This is a genomic window from Amycolatopsis xylanica (genome assembly GCF_900107045.1).
Taxonomy (GTDB): Bacteria; Actinomycetota; Actinomycetes; order Mycobacteriales; family Pseudonocardiaceae; genus Amycolatopsis; species Amycolatopsis xylanica.
This window is the reverse complement of record NZ_FNON01000001.1, coordinates 474,487-490,546: the sequence shown is the minus strand read 5'-3', so window position 1 is coordinate 490,546 and position 16,060 is coordinate 474,487. Positions and strand designations below refer to the sequence as shown.

The following is a 16,060-nucleotide window of genomic DNA, read 5'->3' as shown; positions in this document are numbered from 1 at the left end:
GAACTGCCCGCGATACCCACGACCTGTCCTGTTGTCCTGTTGACCTTTCCGGCACGCATCACAAGACTTGAGGATCATGGCGACGTTTTCCGCGATCCTCGCTCTGCTCGCTTCGCTGGTGCCCGCGCCGCAGCCTGCCGCCGGGTGGACGGTCAGCCTCTCGGGCAAAGTCACCGCCGAGGTCACGCAGACCGCCGCGGGCGGGCTGGCGTTCGGCGTCACCAGGGGCGGGCGGCGGGTGCTCGAACCCGCGCCGCTCGGTGTGCGCACCACGACCGGGGACCTGACGAAGAACCTGCGTTTCCTGAACCGCAGCACCAGGATCGTGGACGAGCGGTACACGATGACCACCGGCAAGCGGCTGCAACGGCACGCCCGGTCCGCCGAGACCACACTGGCCTTCGCTGGTGACGGTGGCGCCCGGCTGAACGTGATCGTCCGCGCGTCCGACGACGGCGTCGCCTATCGCTACACGCTGCCCTCCGCCGCGACGATCACCGGTGAGGCGTCGGCGTTCACACTGCCCGCGAACGCGCCGGCCTGGCTGCTCCCCTACAGCCCGAACTACGAGAACACCCGCGTCGAGACCACGGCTTCCGGTGCCGCCGCTGGTGATTTCGGCTTCCCGTCACTGTTTTCCGTCGGCGCCGACTACGTATTGCTCACTGAGTCCGATGTGGATGGACGGTACTCCGGCGCCAGGCTCGCGCACGCGGCCGGTTCGGGTTCCTACTCGATCAAGCTCGCGGACACCCAGGTGCCCGGCGCGCTGAGCACGCCGTGGCGGACCGCGATCGTCGGCGACCTCGCGACGGTCACCGGTTCGACGCTGGTCGACGATCTCGCGAGCCCGTCGAAACTCGCCGACACCTCGTGGATCCGGCCCGGCAAGGTGGCCTGGTCATGGCTGTCCGAACACCAGAGCCCCAGCGATCCCGCGCGGCAGAAGCAGTACATCGACTTCGCCGCCCGCAACGGCTGGCCGTACGTGCTGATCGACGAGGGCTGGGACGCCTCCTGGGTGCCCGAGGTGACCCGGTACGCGCGCGCTCGCGGTGTCGACGTGCTGCTCTGGTTCCACTGGACGCTGCTGGACACGCCCGAGGAACGGGAAAGCAGGCTCGCACAGGTCAAATCCTGGGGCGTGGCGGGCGTGAAGGTCGACTTCATGGACTCGGACTCGCAGGCCAGGTTCGCCTGGTACGACCAGATCACCGCGGCCACCGCCAAGTACCGGCTCATGGTCAACTTCCACGGCGCGACCATCCCGCGCGGCCTGCAGCGCACCTGGCCGCACGTGATGAGCTTCGAGGCCGTCCGCGGCGCCGAGCAGTTCCGCACCCGCGCCGCCACGAACACCATGTTCCCGTTCACCCGCAACGTGGTCGGCAGCATGGACTACACCCCGACCGCGTTCGTCGTGTCCGATCGCGACACCACCGACCTGCACGAGGTCGCGACCTTCCTGGTGTACGAGTCGGGCTGGCAGCACGGCGCCGACAAGCCGGAGAACTACCAGGCGCGGCCCGAGGCGCTGCGCACGCTCGATCAGCTGCCGACCGTCTGGGACGAGACCAGGCTGCTCAGCGGCCGCCCGGGTCAGGAGGCGGTCATCGCGCGGCGCTCGGGTGAGCGCTGGTTCGTCGGCGGGCTGTCCGCGCAGGCGGCGAAGACGTTCGACCTGCCGTTGGGCTTCCTCGGCGGCGGCCGCTGGCTCAGCGACACCCTGCGCGACGGGTACGTCCGCGACCTGCGCACGGTCGGCCCGGCCGACCGTCTGACGGTGCCCACGGCCACGAACGGCGGCTTCGTGTCGATACTCTGCCCGGCCAAGCCGGGCCGGACGAGCTGCGACGAACCGGTCCGGCAGGTGCCGCGCACGACGCTCACCCTCACTCCCCCGTCCGCCGAGGGCACCACAGTGGACGTCACCGGGTCGTTCACGCCGGACGCCGCGATCACCGACGTGCGGCTCGCCGCCACCGCCCCGAAAGGCTGGTCGGTGACCGGTCCGACGCTGAACCGGGACCGGCTGGCCGCGGGTGAGACGCTCACCGGCACCTGGCGGTTCACCACGGCCGGGCAGGCCGTCGGCACCACGGACCTGCCGGTCGCGGCCACGTTCCGCTTCCCCGGCGACCCCGCGAGGCTGCCCGTGCACGTCGAATCCGTGGTCCAGACCTTCGTGCCGCCGCCGAACCCGGCCGGGACGACGCAGGTCAGCGACCTGCCGTTCATCGCGGAAAGCAACGGCTTCGGGCCCGTCGAACGGGACAGCTCCAATGGGGAGGCAGGCGGGGGCGACGGGCGCACGCTGTCGATCGGCGGCACCCGGTACGCCAAGGGCATCGGGATGCACGCGCCCGGTTCGGTCACCGTGTGGCTCGGCGGCGCCTGCTCGACGTTCACCGCGAACGTCGGGGTCGACGACGAGGTCACCTCGCCCGGCTCGGTCACGTTCCGCGTCCTCGCCGACGGCCGCCCAGTGGCAGGCACCGGGGTCGTCCGCAGTGGCGACGGGGCGCAACCGGTCACTGTGGACGTCACCGGGGTGCGGCGTTTGACGCTGGAAGCGACCGACGGCGGCGACGGAAAGAATTTCGACCACGCGGATTGGGCGACCCCGGTCCTTGGCTGTGCGTAATTGGCTATCCTCTCCACCCGGAGGGGGATCCGCATTAATCCACAAAGGAATCCCTGATGCCGAAAACGGTTGGGTGGAACGGTTTCGTCGACACACAGACCCAGGCGGAGTACGAGCGCCTGAGCCTGTTGGAGCAGATCTTTGATCCGTTCAGCCTCCGCAATCTCGACCGTTTCGGAATTCGTCCCGGCTGGCGGTGCCTCGAGGTCGGCGCCGGCGCCGGGTCGGTCGCGCGGCGGATGGCGGAACTGGCGGGCGGCGAGCATGTCGTCGCCACCGATCTCAGCCTGAAGTTCCTGGGACCGCTGGAAGAACTCGGCATCACCGTGCTCCGCCACGACATCACCGCCGATCCCGCGCCCGGCGAGTTCGACCTGATCCACGCCCGGTTCGTGCTCGACCATCTGGCCGAGCGTGAAGCGGTGCTCAAGCGGCTCGCGTCCTGGCTGCGGCCGGGTGGCTGGCTGCTGGTCGAAATGGCGACGACCTTGCCCGAATTGTCGTCCGACCCGGACGTCCGGCGGTCGATGGAAACGCTCGGCCTGGTGTTGTCGCAGCGCGTGGGCACCGATCCGAATTTCGCACGCACGCTGCCGCTGCCACTGGAGCACGCCGGGCTCGTCGGCTGCGATTCCGAAGGCCTGATCATGCCCGCCCGCGGCGGCTCGCCCCTGGCGAGTTTCCTGCGCTCGACCACGCGGCTGGTCGAGGCGCACGCGGTCGAGCACGGGCTCATCACCCAGGACGTGCTCGACTCCGCCTACTCGACCTACGACGACCCGACGTTCGTGGACTACTCGTGGATGACCATCGCCGCGTGGGGGCAGCGCTGAGGGTTTCCCAACGGGTGAAACCGGAATAGCGGCCGGAGCGGCCCGGTTGCCGACAGACATGACTGAGACATATCGCGTCGTCGAGTACTCCGAGCACGGCGACTCCAGCGTGCTCAAGGTGGCCGAGCGCCCGGTCCCGGCGCCGGGCCCCGGCCAGGTCCGGATCACCGTCCGTGCCGCTTCGGTCAACCCGATCGACTGGAAGATCCGCAGCGGGAAGGCGTTCCCCGCGACCTTCCCGGTGATCCCCGGCGGCGATGTCGCCGGCGTGGTCGACGCGGTCGGTGACGGCGTCACCGAGTTCGCCGTCGGCGACGAGGTGCTGGGTTCGGCGACCGGCGGCGGCTACGCGGAGGTCGTGCTGGCCGCGGCCGACGCGCTCACCGCCAAGCCGGCCAAGCTCTCCTGGGAGCAGGCCGCCGCCATCCCGGCGGTCACCAAGACCGCGTATCGGGCGCTCGCCCTGCTCAACCTCGAACAGGGCGAGACGCTCGTGATCGACGGCGCCGCGGGTGGCGTCGGCACCGTCGCGATCCAGCTCGCCGTGCACCGAGGGCTCACGGTGATCGGCACCGCGAGCGAGACCAACCACGAGTACCTGCGCTCGCTCGGCGCGATCCCCGTCGTCTACGGCAACGGCCTCGCCGACCGCGTCCGCGCGGCGGCCCCCGCCGGGGTCGACGCGGCGCTCGACGCCTCCGGGCGCGGCTCCCTGCCCGCGCTGATCGAGCTGACCGGCGGCACCGAGCGGGTCATCACCATCGCGGCCCCGGACGCCGCCGACCACGGTGTCCGCTTCAGTGGCGGCGACCCGTCCGAAAACGTCCCCGGCGCGCTCGCCGACGGCACGCAGCTGGTCGCGGACGGGAAGCTCCAGCTCCCCGTCGCGGGCACCTACCCGCTGGCCGAGGCGGCCGCGGCGCAGGACGAGAGCGAGGCGGGCCACGTGCGCGGGAAGCTGATCCTCCTGCCGTGAAGGCCGCGGGCGGCGACCCGTTATGGTGTCCGCGGGTCGCTGCTCTCGGGGAGGGAAGTCTTGGCGCGGAAGCCGATTCCGGTGCTCATCGTCGCGGGTTTCCTGGGCTCCGGTAAGACGACGCTGCTCAACCACCTGCTCACCAATGACCAGGGCGCGCGCATCGGCGTGATCATGAACGACTTCGGCGCCATCGGCGTCGACGCCCTGTCGGTCGCCGGGCAGGTCGACGCGATGGTGTCGCTGTCCAACGGCTGCCTGTGCTGCGCGGTCGACGCGCGCGGGCTCGACGCCATGCTCGGCAAGCTCTCCGAGCCCAAGGCCGAGATCGACGTCATCGTGATCGAGGCGAGCGGCCTCGCCGAGCCCCGCGACCTGATCCGCCTGATGATCGCCAGCGAGAACCAGGCGATCACCTACGGCGGCCTGATCGAGGTCGTCGACGCGGCCGAGTTCGGCGAGAACCGCGTGCGGCACCCCGAGCTGGACCAGCACCTGGGCTTCGCGGACCTGGTGCTGCTGAACAAGACCGACCGGGTGCCCACGGCCGAGCGGGAGCGGCTCACCTCGCTGCTCGCCGAGCTCGCGCCGGGCACGCCCGTGCTCGCCACCGAGTTCGGCCGGATCGACCCCGAACTGTTCTTCGACCCCGAACCGCGGCCCAAGACCGGCCAGATGTCGTTCGACGACCTGCGCCATGACCATGCGGACCATTCCGAGCACATCCACGCCGCCTACGAGAGCGTCGAGTTCGTCTCCGACCGTCCGCTCAACCCGCGCAGACTGGTGAAGTTCCTCGAAGCCCGCCCGCGCGGCCTCTACCGCATCAAGGGCTTCATCGACTTCGGCCCGAGCGCGGAGCGCCAGAAGTTCGCCATGCAGTCCGTCGGCGCGTTCCTGCGCTTCGAGCGAACCCGCTGGGCCCGTGACGAGCAGCGTCGCACCGAGCTCGTGCTCATCGGCGCGGGCATCGACAGCCAGGCCGTGCACGCCGATCTCGCCGCTTGCGTGGAGAACGACCCGTCCGAGGCCGACGAACGCGGCATGATGCTGGTCCTTCGGCACACCCAGTCGTGAAATTCACCTCCCTGATTCGAGGATGTCAAGTTGACCAAGCGTTTCCTCGCGGCCACGATCCTCGCCGTGACCACCCTGTTGGCCGGCGGGCTGCCGGCGGATGCGGACACCGCCACGTTCACCCGTGAGCTGCCGCTCCCGTATGACGGCGACGCCGGCCAGGTGGTGACCGTCGTCGGCGCCGACGAGACCGCGACCACCGCCGAACTCACCGCCTGGCGCCGGTCCGGCTCGGGCTGGCGCGTCGTGCTGGGCCCGGTCAGCGCGTTCGTCGGCAAACAGGGCATCGGCGAGGCCAGCGAAAGCACCTCGCACACCCCTGCCGGCGTCTGGACGCTCACCGAAGGCTTCGGCAACGAGCCCGGCGACGACTACAAGATCCCTTACCTCCAGATCGACGAGAACGACTGGTGGGTTTCCGACACCGAGTCCGAGTTCTACAACCAGTACTACCGCTGCGCCCCCGGCGAATGTCCCTTCGACGAGGCGGCGGGCGAAGACCTCGGCCGGGTGGGCCGCGCCTACGACCGCGCCGCCGTCATCGACTACAACCGCGACCCGGCCACGCCCGGCGCCGGCTCCGCGTTCTTCCTGCACGTCTCCACCGGCAAGCCCACCGCGGGCTGTGTCTCCATCCCCGCGCGTGAACTGGACCTGCTCCTGAAGTGGCTCGACCCGGCCAAGGAACCGGTCATCGACATCGGCATCGCCTGACCTCCGCGGGTGGACGAATCCGGACGGCCGGATTCCTCCACCCGCGAAAGCCGACCGTGGTGGCGCCGCGTCGTCAGAACGGGGGCTCGCCGCCCACCCCCGCTCCGACCGGCACCGGCGGCGAGGCCCACGGCGACTCGGCGGGCCCGCCGCCGCCCCGGCTCACCTTGGTGAGCTTGGCCGTGACCCAGCGCAGCGAAGGACCGATTTCCTCGACGTCGAGCTCGACGACGGTGCGCCTCTCACCGTCCTTGGTCTCGTAGGATCTCTGTTTCAGTCTGCCTTGGACGATCACCCGATCGCCGCGGTTCAGCGACTCGGCCACGTTTTCGCCGGGCTGTCTCCATAAACTGCACCGCAGCGCGATCTTGTCCTTGTCCCGCCATTCACCGGACTCGCGGTCCAGCATGCGCTGGGTCGAGATGACGGTGAAGTTGGCGACGCCCGCACCGGACGTGGTGAAGTTCAGCTCCGGGTCCGCTGCGAGGTTTCCGACGACCGTGATCACGGTTTCTCCGGCCATGATGTGCTCCTTGCTCGTTCGCGGGCTCCCCGCCTGCCGGGGTGGCTCAACCGCTCACGACCATCGGAACACAGGGGTCCGACACTTTCGCGAACCCTCGGCAGCGCGTGCGGGAATCGAACCCGCGTCGCCCGGGTGAAAACCGGGAATCCGTGCCACTGGACCAACGCGCCCTGCGCACCGGTGTGAGGAGTCGAACCCCATTGCCCGGGTTTGGAATCCGGGCAGTCCCCTGGACACACCGGCAGATGAAAAAAGCCGCCGATCGGCAGCACCGATGGCGGCTTCGTCCGTGACAGGTGTTGTCACGTAAGGAAACCGCCCCCGGGTTCACGCCACGACTCGCTCATGCGGCCCAGTCTGACCGCCTCCGCCCAGCACGGTCAACGCGTTTTTCCTCGCCCTGAGGTCGTGAGCGTTGCGGGCGGTTCTAACCGCCCGCAACGCTCACGACCCACACCGCACAGACCCCTTGCGCGATAACGATTTTGGCGAGGGCCTCCCTCACCCAAGTAGCGGGGTGAGGGAGGCCCTGACCACGTATAGCTTGGTGAGGGAGGCCCTCACCAAGCCGAACCGGGTGAGGGAGGCCCTCACCCACGCGCAACATTTGGCTTTCCGCCCAATAAACCGGCCTAAGCACTCACGACCCTCGCCAGCGTGAAGCTCGACAAGATTCCGTTGGTACCAATCATGATCACGTTCATCTCGCTCGTCGCGGCCAGGATTTGGTCTATGAAGCGGGGTTGGCCGCGTCGAAGCCTTCCCGCGAGCGTGACAACTCCTCGAGGTGAGCACGCGCCCACGCGCGCGCGTGCTCGATCACGCCGAGCAGTGTGCGGCCCAGCGGCGCCAGTTCGTAGTCGATGCCGCCATCGTCGGCGCCGGGGACCGGGCGGCGGTGCACCAGCCCGTCTCGTTCCATGGCGAGCAGGGTCTCCGCGAGAACTTTCGCGCTGATCGGACGGAGGTGCCGCCGGAGAACGCCGAACCGCCGCGGACCGGCTTCAAGACACAGGACGATCATCGCGGTCCATTTGCCGCCGATCTGGATGGGAAAGGCGGCCATCGGGCAAGTCGGGTGGAACGGTGGCATCGGCGCATCAGTCCTGCTCACGGTCTCATCGTAGGTGGTTACGTTGCGGTAACCGGTGCCGTTCCACCTAGGGTCGCGCTCATGCCTGACACCTCCGGCAACACCCGGCATCATGTCGCCGTCCTCGGCGCGGCGGGCCGCGTCGGCCGCGCCATCACGACCGCGTTGCTCGGTGACGGACACACCGTCACCGCCGTGGTTCGGGACCCGGCCCGCTATGACCTGCCGCCCGCCCCAGGACTGCGCATCGTCCAGGGGGACGCCCGGCACCTTCGTCCGCTGTCGGCGGTGCTGCGTGCCGTCGACAGCGCTGTGCTGGCGGTGACACCGTTCACGGCGCCGCCGGAGTCATTCGACGGCTTCGATCTCGACTATTACGCCAAGATCGTCACCGAGATCGACCACAACTGGCACCGTCCTCGCCGACGGCTGGTCGCAGTCGGCCTGACGGCCACGTTGATGCTTGACTCGGGTGCCATCGTCATGGACGACCCGGCGTTGTTCCCGCCTCGGCTCAGACCGTTCGCCGAAGCTCACACCCGGGAACTTGCCGCACTGAACACCACGTCGCTGGGGTGGGCCATCCTGACCCCGCCGGCCGGATTCGGCACCCGGTACGAACCAGAGACCGAACTGGGATACCACCTGATCGCCGAACCCGTCACGCAGCGGCAAGCAACGGCACAGCTGTCCCACACCCTCTACGCCCGAGCCGTGATCGCCGAACTCATCAACCCGACCGTGCACAACAAACGCGTCGCCGTCATCCCCAACGCGACGTGAGAGCAGCCGGGCGGTGGAGGCCCGGGGTTTCATCGAGATTTCATCGGCCGTGGCTATTTTCCCGCCATGGCTAAGGCACGCACCATCGCGGCGGTCGTGGCGTTGCTCGTTTCGGCCACGGCCTGCTCCAGCGTAGTCGAGGGGACGCCGCGGCCGCGGCTGGTCGCGGGCACGATCCAGGCGAGCTTTCCCAGCGCCGACGAGATCAGTGCCGTCGCCGGGACTCAGCTGACGCCGGGTCCCGGGCTGGACGCGCCGCCAGTGCCGCTGGCGGCCGATCCGGCTGCCTGCGCGGTCGCGGTCGGTCCGGCCACGCAGTCGGTCTACGCGCGGGGATGGACCGGCTTCCGGTCGGCGGCCTACGAGGAGCTCGACACCGACAACGGCTACGTCGTGACGCTCGTGCTGGGCGTCTATCCCGACGAAAAGCAGGCGGGCGCGGTCTTCGGCGCCCTTGCCGAAGGCGTCAAGCAGTGCCCGTCCGCGGTGCGGACGGACGGGAACGAACAGACCTCGAAGTGGACCTACCAGGCGGGTGCCGCGACGGCGTCGGCGTTCGAGTGGACGGCGAACCAAACGCCGAGTGCGGACGAGAACGATTGGTGGGCCTGCTATCGGCGGGCGCGGCTGAAAGGCAAGGCCGTCGTCCAGGTCGCCGTGTGCGAGGCAGGTGACGGAAACCAGGCCGCGACGAAACTCATCGACCAGTTCGCCGGAAAGGTCGGTGGCTAGCCGTGAACCCGCGACGCGCGCTCGCCTTCCTGCTCGCCATGATGCTGGCGTTCGCGCTGGGCACCACGACCGCGATGGCCCAGCAGGCCGACGTTCCGTTGCCCGACACCAGCAACGCGCCCGAACCGCTCAAACCCGAAGCCGGCTTTTCCGGCGATCTCAATGCCGCCGTCGCCGCGAACGTGGCACGCCTGACGGCATGGCGGCAACGCGGCGTCGCCCTCACCGCCCAGGCGCAGTCACTCGGCAGCCGCATCGCCGCGCACAACGCCAGGGGTGACGCCTACCCGAACCGGCAAGCCCCGCCCGCGGTCGCCGGCCCGTACAACGCCGAAGCCGCCGCGCTCAACGCGGAACAGCAGTCACTGCGCGGGCAACTCTCCGCCTGGCAGGCCGAAGGCGAGCAACTGCAGGCGGAGCGTCAGCAGCTGCTGCAGCGCATGGCGGCGGCCAGGCAGGCACAGCAGAACGCCCGAGCGGGCATTCCCGGCAGCGCACCGCCCGCCGCGCAGTCACTCGGCGGTGATCGGGCCACCTCGGCGAGCCGCACCCCGCCCAAGGAGTCGTCGAACAACGGCGGCGATCCGGCGTCGCGGAGCAAGCAGGCCGACGCGCTCGCCCAGTACGCCAAGGACAAGGGCGTCCCCGTCGATCAACGGCCGGTCACCACGAGCCTGACGCCGGAGACGCTGCCGAAACTCCCCGCGAAGGAGAGCGCCAAGCTTCCGCTGGACCGCACCTTCGACGGGCTGGTCCGCAAGCCGGACGGCAGCTACAAGGGCCTCTACGTCACGACCCCCGAGAGCCCCAAGCGCAGCTCGGGCGAAACGGCTTTCGACCAGGCCATCCAGCGTGGCGCGCAAGCGTCGGCCGTCGTCGACGGCAGGCGGATCACGATCACCGAGGTCGAACGGATCAAGACCGCGCCAGGCCGGGCGCCTCCCGACTTCAAGTACCGGGGCGGCCTCTATCAGGATCTGGGCCGGGTGAACCCCGCGAAGCCCACCGCCAAGCTCGTCAACCCCGGCACCGAGCGCAACCACATTCCCCCGAAATCCGTCACCGGAATCAGCAAGATGGGCGACGGGCCCGCCATCGAGATGGACAAGCTGGACCACCGCGAGACCGCGAGCTGGGGCCCGAGCAAGGCCGCCATCGACTACCGCGCCAAACAGCTCGACCTGATCAAGAACGGCCGCTGCCGCGAAGCGGTCCAGATGGACCTCGACGACATCCACGCCAAGTTCGGCACCAAGTACGACGCCGCGATCGCCGAGATGATGAAAAGCCTCCCACCCGAATGCCGATAGGCTCCCTACGACGAACAGGAGGCCCGACTTGACCTTCACCGTGCTCGCAGGCCAAGGGCTCGACGTGGCGAAACTGGGCGAACACCGCGACGAGCTGCGCGCCCGCCTGGGTGCGTACGAGTCGTTTCAGCGGACCCCGGACGCGCCGGTGACCGATCATTTCGACCACCTCGACCTCATGCTGACCTACGACGACACCGGCCGACTCGAGCTCATCGAAGTGGCGTCGCCCGCGGACGTGGTGTTCTCGTCCGTCCCGCTGCTCGGCCGCAGCTGCCCCGATGTGGTCGAAGAACTCGCCGAGCAGGGAATCGTCGGGGTGGAACACGACTCGCTGGTGGAGTTCCGGGAGCAAGGCTTCTGCCTGTTCTCCGAAGATCTGCACGATGAGGATGTCGAGCTGGACGGCGTCGGCGTCTTCGCGCCCGGCTACTACGACCGGTAATACCCGGGCATACAATTAGCCGCAGCCAGGCGGGGCGAAGGGCAGGTCGACGAAGCCGTCGACGGTCTCCCCGGTGTCCAACCGCTTGGCGTGTACCGACATGCGGTTGGTCTGGTTGTGCCTGGCCGGGTTCGGGTGGACTTCCCTGATCCCGCCTGCCACGGAGATGTCATCGGGGTTGCCGAAGAACCCGATACCGTTGTCCGCGAAGGAAACCGACCAGTGTTGCCGTGCGGCGGTGGCGATCTCGAACTCTTCGCCCGCGACCAGCGGATTACCGACCGGCCCGTCATCGTCGTACTGGGACTTCAGTTTCCACGAAGTACCCAATGTGCCAACGCCGTCGGTCTTCACCGGCGGACCGCACCGCCGACTACCGGCCTGTGCGACGCCACCTCCCGTCACACTGCTGACGACAGCCGAGAAACTGAGGGCGACGGCGATCATGGCCATTGCTCTGCGCATCGAAGATCCTCCCACTCTGTCTAGATGCTTACATTTGTTGATATGTAAGCGGGTTACAGTCCTGGCTATCTCGCCACATCGTGGCGCGTAACCCCGGCACGTATCCCCTGATGACGCCTCAACGTCTCTATCGAGGGAGGATTTCCATGCGTTTGCCTTTCCGGGTAGCCGTGTTGGCCGCGGGCGCGGTGATCGCAGGTGGCGGCGTGGCTGTACCCGACGCGGCCGCCGCGCCCGCTCCGCGATACCGACTCGTGCTCGGCTCCGCGAAAACCTTGGAATACCGCGGGATCAACGCGCGCGGCGACATCATCGGCGTCGGTCTCGACCCGGCGTGCTTCGGGCGGGAGGAGGGCTTCGTCATCAAAGCTGGTACGACGACACCTATTTTTCTGGCCGACCCTGGCACGAACAACCAGAATTCCGTGCCGCGGTCCATCAATGACCAGGGCGTGGTGGTGGGGCGCTACCTGAAAAACGTCGTGGTCCCCGGCGGGGCGCAGGAGATCACCCGCCCGGCGATCTGGCCAGGGCCCGGCAGCGCCGGATCGGACCTCGGCGTGAACCCCACCGGGTCGGCGGACGCGTTCGGCATCAACGATCACCAGCAGATCGTGGGCTGGCAAGGCGGTCCGACCTCGATCACACCGTGGCAGCGCAACGACACCACGGTGACCAATCTGCCGCCGCTCGGTGGCTCCACCGACACCGAGGCGCTCGGCGAGAACAGCGACGGAGTGGTCGTCGGCGACGCCGCGGTCCCCGGCGGCAACCAAGTGGCACTGGAGTGGGCGAACGGAAAGCTCATTACGCTCGGCCAGCTCAACGGTGGAGCCTGGAGCGAGGCACTGGCCATCAACACCGCCGGCCAGGCGGTGGGTTCGGCGGCACCCGCCGGCAGCTCGCTCCTCGACTCCCACGCGGTGATGTTCAGTGGTGGCAAGGCGATCGACCTGAACGTGCCTCGGGGCGTCAACCAAGGCACGGCGCACGCCACCGCGATCAACACCGGCGGCGTGATCGTCGGCGACGACGCCGTATTCCCCGACATTTCGGGCATCAGCAACGGTTTCGTGTACCGCGACGGCCACGCGACCGAGCTCAACTCGCTGATCAAACGGACCCCGAACGTGCGGCTGGGCGGCGCCACCGGCATCAACGACGCCGGAGACATCGTCGGCACCGCCGTGCTCACCGCGCCGGACGGAATGGTGTCGACCGTCGGCTACGAATTGCTGCCCATCCCCGCCACGTAGCTCAACTCGGTCAGGGGTCGTGAGCGTTGCGGGCGGCTCTAACCGCCCGCAACGCTCACGACCCCTTTTCGCCTCAAGCGGGAGCTGGACGACCTCGTGCTCCAGCCCGCAATACCGACCGTTCTATCCGCTAAACTCGGCGGAATGGTGCACAACCCTCGCGCCCGGGTGTCCGAAGCGCGGTCAAGGCTGCTCGCGACGGCGACCCGGCTCTTCTACGCCGAGGGGCTGCACGCGGTGGGGATCGACCGGATCGTCGCGGAAGCCAAGGTCACCAGGGCCACCTTGTATCGACACTTCGCGAGCAAGGACGATCTCGTCGTGGCGTACCTGCGAGGTATCCACACGATGGAGCGCGATGGTTTCGACAAGGCGCTCGCCAGTGGCCTCCCGGCGGAGGACGTGCTGCGGGCTGTCGCGAAGTCGATCGCCGAGAGCATCCGGTCCGCCCAGTTCCGCGGCTGCGCCTCACTCAACGCGGTGGCCGAGTATCCGGACCCCGAGCATCCCGCTCACCAGGCCGTGCTAGCCCACCGCGAGTGGTTCCTCGATGCCGTCACCGGCTTGCTCGCCCAGGTCGGCGAACACCCGCCGGAGCCCGCGGGACGGCACTTCGTGATGATGCGTGACGGCGCGATGGCGTCGGGATGCCTGTCGGATCCGGCCGAGGTCTGCGACACGTTCCTCCAGGGAGTCGACGGGATTCTGCAGCACCGCGTCGATTCGTCGAAGTAGCGCCGACAGCGATAGCCCCCTTCAGAGCTTCGGATGACCTGGGGTCGCTGCGTTCTCCGGCCGTAAGAATTTGGATAGAACGATCTGTCTTGACTTCGCGACCTGGCGTCGCCAATCTGAGATAGAACGTTCGGTCTTGCCGGGGAGCTTCCCCGCAGCTTGAAAGGGATCATGGTGACTACTGTCGACACGCCCGCCATTGACGGGTTCGCTCCGGCGCTGCGCCGGTTGTATTTCGTGCGGTTCACGTTCGCCCTCGTGTGGGCGGCTCTGGTTTTCCTGACGACCAAGTCGGGCTTGGGTCCGGCGGGCATCGTCCTGGTCCTCGTGTATCCGCTGTTCGACGTGGGCGCGGCCGTGGTGGACGCCCGGTCGGCGAAGGGCGCCGGCCCGGTCCGCGGGCTCTACGTGAACATGGCGATCAGCCTGCTCGCCACCATCGGCGTGGGCGTCGCCGCCGCTTCGGGTATCCCGGCGGTGCTGCGGGTGTGGGGCGCCTGGGCGATCGTGGCCGGTCTCGTCCAGCTGATCGTCGGCGTCGCCCGCCGCGGGATGGGCGGGCAGTGGCCGATGATCCTCAGCGGCGGCATCTCCGTGCTGGCCGGTGCCAACTTCGTCCTCAGCGCCTCCGTGGCGAACCCGGCACTGTCCGGGGTGGCCGGTTACGCCGTGCTCGGCGGCATCTTCTTCCTCGCCTCGGCGATCCGCCTCGGCCGCGCCGCGAAAGGGGAACTGACATGACCGCTTACGACGGCGAGGTCACCGGGTAGGCCAGATGAAGTCACAGGCACGGCGCAGATATGAACGCGGGTTCGTCGACCGCGCGTACATTTCAGTGGGCTACACGAGCGAGGCGCCAGGCTCACCGCTCGCGCTTGTCCGTAAGCTCCTCGATCTTGGCGATGATCTCCCTATCGGATGCGATGCTGATCACCGTGAGCCCGCTAGGACCAGGTTCTCGTTTGAGCAGCCCGAGCTTCACCGACAGCCACGATCGCAGGTCGCCAAGCTCCCGGCGCAGCGCATCCCGCTCCGCGCGCACATCCTCGAAGCGCTCCTCCACGTCGGCCCGCTCTTTCACGATGCCAGTCTCACATATCCCGCCGCCTGGACGCACAGCGCCGATTGACAGGCCGTACTTGGTGTTTCCACGGTCTGACCTCAACCAGCGTGCACCGTCATGATGGCAGGAAGACGGTGGTCACCTCGTCGGCAAGTACCGCGGAGTGCGGGGCGTCCGGATCGGTTTGTGCTAGGTGAACCAGCCCGAGAATGGCCGCGTAGGCGACCCGTGCCCGAGCCGTCGCCCGGTCCGGTGGCAGGCCGAGTTCGCGGTAGGTACGAACCAGGAGCTCGAGCCGGGCTCGGTTCACCCAGCGAACCGCGTCCCTGACCCGAGGGTCGTTGCGGTCGCCAAGCAGGCTCAGGTGCACTGACGGCGCGAGCGGCTGGACGGAGTGCACGACAGTGGTGAGCAGCTCGCGCAGCCGCCGTTCCGGGTCGGTGATCGCGGCGAGTTCGGCGAGTCCTTCATCGCCGTGACTTCGCCGCCATTCCGCGAGTGCCGCCGCGACCAACTCGTCCCGATTGCGGTAGTGCGCGTAGAAACTGCCCTTGGTCACGCCGAGCGTCCGCGCCAGCGGTTCGACCGCGACCGCGGCCAGCCCGCCGTCCGCGATCGCCTTCACTGCGGCCCGCGCCCAGTCCTGGGCGGACAGCCGGGTCGACTCACCGCTCACCACGAGCAACAGGATACGCCGCCGTATTGACGGCGCTCACACGCGGAGGATACGGTGCCGTATCAATACGCAACCGTATCAATACGCGTGAGTATCAAGGAGTGGCCGAATGGAGCACCTGACGATTCGCCGAGTGGTCACCGGGCACGATTCCGCGGGTAAGGCCCGCGTGGTCGACGACTGCCCGGTCGAGCCCATCACGTCCGAGCTCATGCCCGGCTGCGCGGCCTACCGGCTGTGGGGCCGGGACGAGCGACCCGTCTTCCCGGACGACGGCTCGCCACGCCGCGCCACGGCGTGGTACCCACCCCGAGACGGGTCGCGATTCATGATCAACACGATCGCACCCGGCGAACTGGTCCCGCCTCCCGATCTTGACAAGGCGGCGGCCTTGGATGAGCTGGAGCGGCTGATGCCGGGCGCGATGGCCGCGATGGAGCCCGACACACCGGGAATGCACACCACCGACAGCATCGACTACGTCCTGGTCATCTCGGGCGAGGTCACGCTGGAACTCGACGATGGCGAGCAGACGGTGTTGCGGGCAGGCGATGTGGTCGTTCAGAACGGCACCCGGCACACCTGGCGCAACCACGGCACCGAGCCCTGCGCGATCGTCGGCGTCGCCATAGGCGCGGACCGCACCCGGCCCACATAGACGAGCCAGTACTCCGAGCCGATATACCGCGACCCCGCCTCACGATCAACGGGAATCAGCACAAGGTCGCCGTC

At 68.5% G+C, this 16,060-nt stretch carries 18 protein-coding genes and 1 tRNA gene; 13 read left to right on the top strand and 6 right to left on the bottom strand.

The annotated features are described in order from the left end of the window. Positions 1-76 precede the first annotated feature (76 nt). Genes BLV57_RS02050 through BLV57_RS02030 form a run of 5 tightly spaced genes read left to right on the top strand, consistent with a single transcriptional unit; the run spans position 77 to position 6,244 of the window. The gene (locus tag BLV57_RS02050; protein ID WP_218134560.1) at positions 77-2,644 is read left to right on the top strand and encodes an NPCBM/NEW2 domain-containing protein; all 2,568 of its coding nucleotides are present in this window, start codon (positions 77-79) and stop codon (positions 2,642-2,644) included. Between the two features lie 56 nt (positions 2,645-2,700). Then, a complete protein-coding gene (locus BLV57_RS02045) occupies positions 2,701-3,477 on the top strand; it encodes a class I SAM-dependent methyltransferase (protein ID WP_091285821.1) in 777 nt (258 codons plus the stop codon). A 58-nt stretch (positions 3,478-3,535) separates the two neighbouring features. Continuing rightward, positions 3,536-4,453 carry an NADP-dependent oxidoreductase gene (locus tag BLV57_RS02040; RefSeq protein ID WP_091285817.1) on the top strand — a complete coding sequence of 306 codons (918 nt, stop codon included), beginning with the start codon at positions 3,536-3,538 and terminating at the stop codon, positions 4,451-4,453. 60 nt (positions 4,454-4,513) lie between these two features. After that, complete coding sequence (locus tag BLV57_RS02035; protein ID WP_091285815.1) at positions 4,514-5,530, top strand: CobW family GTP-binding protein; 1,017 nt, start codon at positions 4,514-4,516, stop codon at positions 5,528-5,530. A gap of 30 nt (positions 5,531-5,560) precedes the next feature. Then, the gene (locus BLV57_RS02030; RefSeq protein ID WP_176968468.1) at positions 5,561-6,244 is read left to right on the top strand and encodes a L,D-transpeptidase family protein; all 684 of its coding nucleotides are present in this window, start codon (positions 5,561-5,563) and stop codon (positions 6,242-6,244) included. 73 nt (positions 6,245-6,317) lie between these two features. On the opposite strand, the gene BLV57_RS02025 is transcribed toward BLV57_RS02030, so the two are convergent. The 3 genes from BLV57_RS02025 to BLV57_RS02015 form a co-directional block, all read right to left on the bottom strand. Then, a complete protein-coding gene (locus BLV57_RS02025; RefSeq protein ID WP_091285814.1) occupies positions 6,318-6,767 on the bottom strand; it encodes a single-stranded DNA-binding protein in 450 nt (149 codons plus the stop codon). Positions 6,768-6,868: 101 nt separating this feature from the next. Next, positions 6,869-6,940 (bottom strand) — tRNA-Glu (locus BLV57_RS02020). A gap of 560 nt (positions 6,941-7,500) precedes the next feature. Then, a complete protein-coding gene (locus tag BLV57_RS02015; RefSeq protein ID WP_245757106.1) occupies positions 7,501-7,884 on the bottom strand; it encodes a winged helix-turn-helix transcriptional regulator in 384 nt (127 codons plus the stop codon). Between the two features lie 60 nt (positions 7,885-7,944). Here BLV57_RS02015 and BLV57_RS02010 point away from each other — a divergent pair, with 60 nt between their 5' ends. The 4 genes from BLV57_RS02010 (at position 7,945) to BLV57_RS01995 (ending at position 11,133) form a co-directional block, all read left to right on the top strand. After that, positions 7,945-8,646 (top strand): NAD(P)-dependent oxidoreductase, encoded by a 702-nt coding sequence (locus BLV57_RS02010; RefSeq protein ID WP_091285811.1) that lies wholly within the window; start codon positions 7,945-7,947, stop codon positions 8,644-8,646. 66 nt (positions 8,647-8,712) lie between these two features. Further along, complete coding sequence (locus tag BLV57_RS02005; RefSeq protein WP_091285809.1) at positions 8,713-9,378, top strand: sensor domain-containing protein; 666 nt, start codon at positions 8,713-8,715, stop codon at positions 9,376-9,378. A gap of 2 nt (positions 9,379-9,380) precedes the next feature. Then, positions 9,381-10,688, top strand: a complete 1,308-nt coding sequence (locus BLV57_RS02000; protein WP_091285806.1) for a hypothetical protein — start codon at positions 9,381-9,383, stop codon at positions 10,686-10,688. Positions 10,689-10,716: 28 nt separating this feature from the next. Next, a complete protein-coding gene (locus BLV57_RS01995) occupies positions 10,717-11,133 on the top strand; it encodes a hypothetical protein (protein WP_091285805.1) in 417 nt (138 codons plus the stop codon). Positions 11,134-11,148: 15 nt separating this feature from the next. Here BLV57_RS01995 and BLV57_RS01990 read toward each other — a convergent pair whose 3' ends face one another. Continuing rightward, the gene (locus tag BLV57_RS01990; RefSeq protein ID WP_245757105.1) at positions 11,149-11,598 is read right to left on the bottom strand and encodes a hypothetical protein; all 450 of its coding nucleotides are present in this window, start codon (positions 11,596-11,598) and stop codon (positions 11,149-11,151) included. A gap of 80 nt (positions 11,599-11,678) precedes the next feature. Between BLV57_RS01990 and BLV57_RS01985 the strand changes: the two genes are divergently transcribed. The 3 genes from BLV57_RS01985 to BLV57_RS01975 all read left to right on the top strand — a co-directional run bounded on the left by BLV57_RS01985 (position 11,679) and on the right by BLV57_RS01975 (position 14,330). After that, entirely contained in the window at positions 11,679-12,854 is a 1,176-nt protein-coding gene (locus tag BLV57_RS01985) for a hypothetical protein (protein WP_245757104.1), read from the top strand. A 168-nt stretch (positions 12,855-13,022) separates the two neighbouring features. Then, positions 13,023-13,589, top strand: a complete 567-nt coding sequence (locus tag BLV57_RS01980) for a TetR/AcrR family transcriptional regulator (protein WP_091285802.1) — start codon at positions 13,023-13,025, stop codon at positions 13,587-13,589. 171 nt (positions 13,590-13,760) lie between these two features. After that, on the top strand, positions 13,761-14,330 hold the full coding sequence (locus BLV57_RS01975) for a hypothetical protein (RefSeq protein WP_091285801.1): 570 nt from the start codon (positions 13,761-13,763) through the stop codon (positions 14,328-14,330). Between the two features lie 121 nt (positions 14,331-14,451). On the opposite strand, the gene BLV57_RS01970 is transcribed toward BLV57_RS01975, so the two are convergent. Then, on the bottom strand, positions 14,452-14,670 hold the full coding sequence (locus BLV57_RS01970) for a hypothetical protein (protein ID WP_091285800.1): 219 nt from the start codon (positions 14,668-14,670) through the stop codon (positions 14,452-14,454). A 97-nt stretch (positions 14,671-14,767) separates the two neighbouring features. Then, complete coding sequence (locus tag BLV57_RS01965) at positions 14,768-15,331, bottom strand: TetR/AcrR family transcriptional regulator (RefSeq protein WP_245757102.1); 564 nt, start codon at positions 15,329-15,331, stop codon at positions 14,768-14,770. Between the two features lie 106 nt (positions 15,332-15,437). Between BLV57_RS01965 and BLV57_RS01960 the strand changes: the two genes are divergently transcribed. After that, on the top strand, positions 15,438-15,986 hold the full coding sequence (locus BLV57_RS01960) for a cupin domain-containing protein (RefSeq protein ID WP_091285798.1): 549 nt from the start codon (positions 15,438-15,440) through the stop codon (positions 15,984-15,986). Positions 15,987-16,060: the final 74 nt, after the last annotated feature.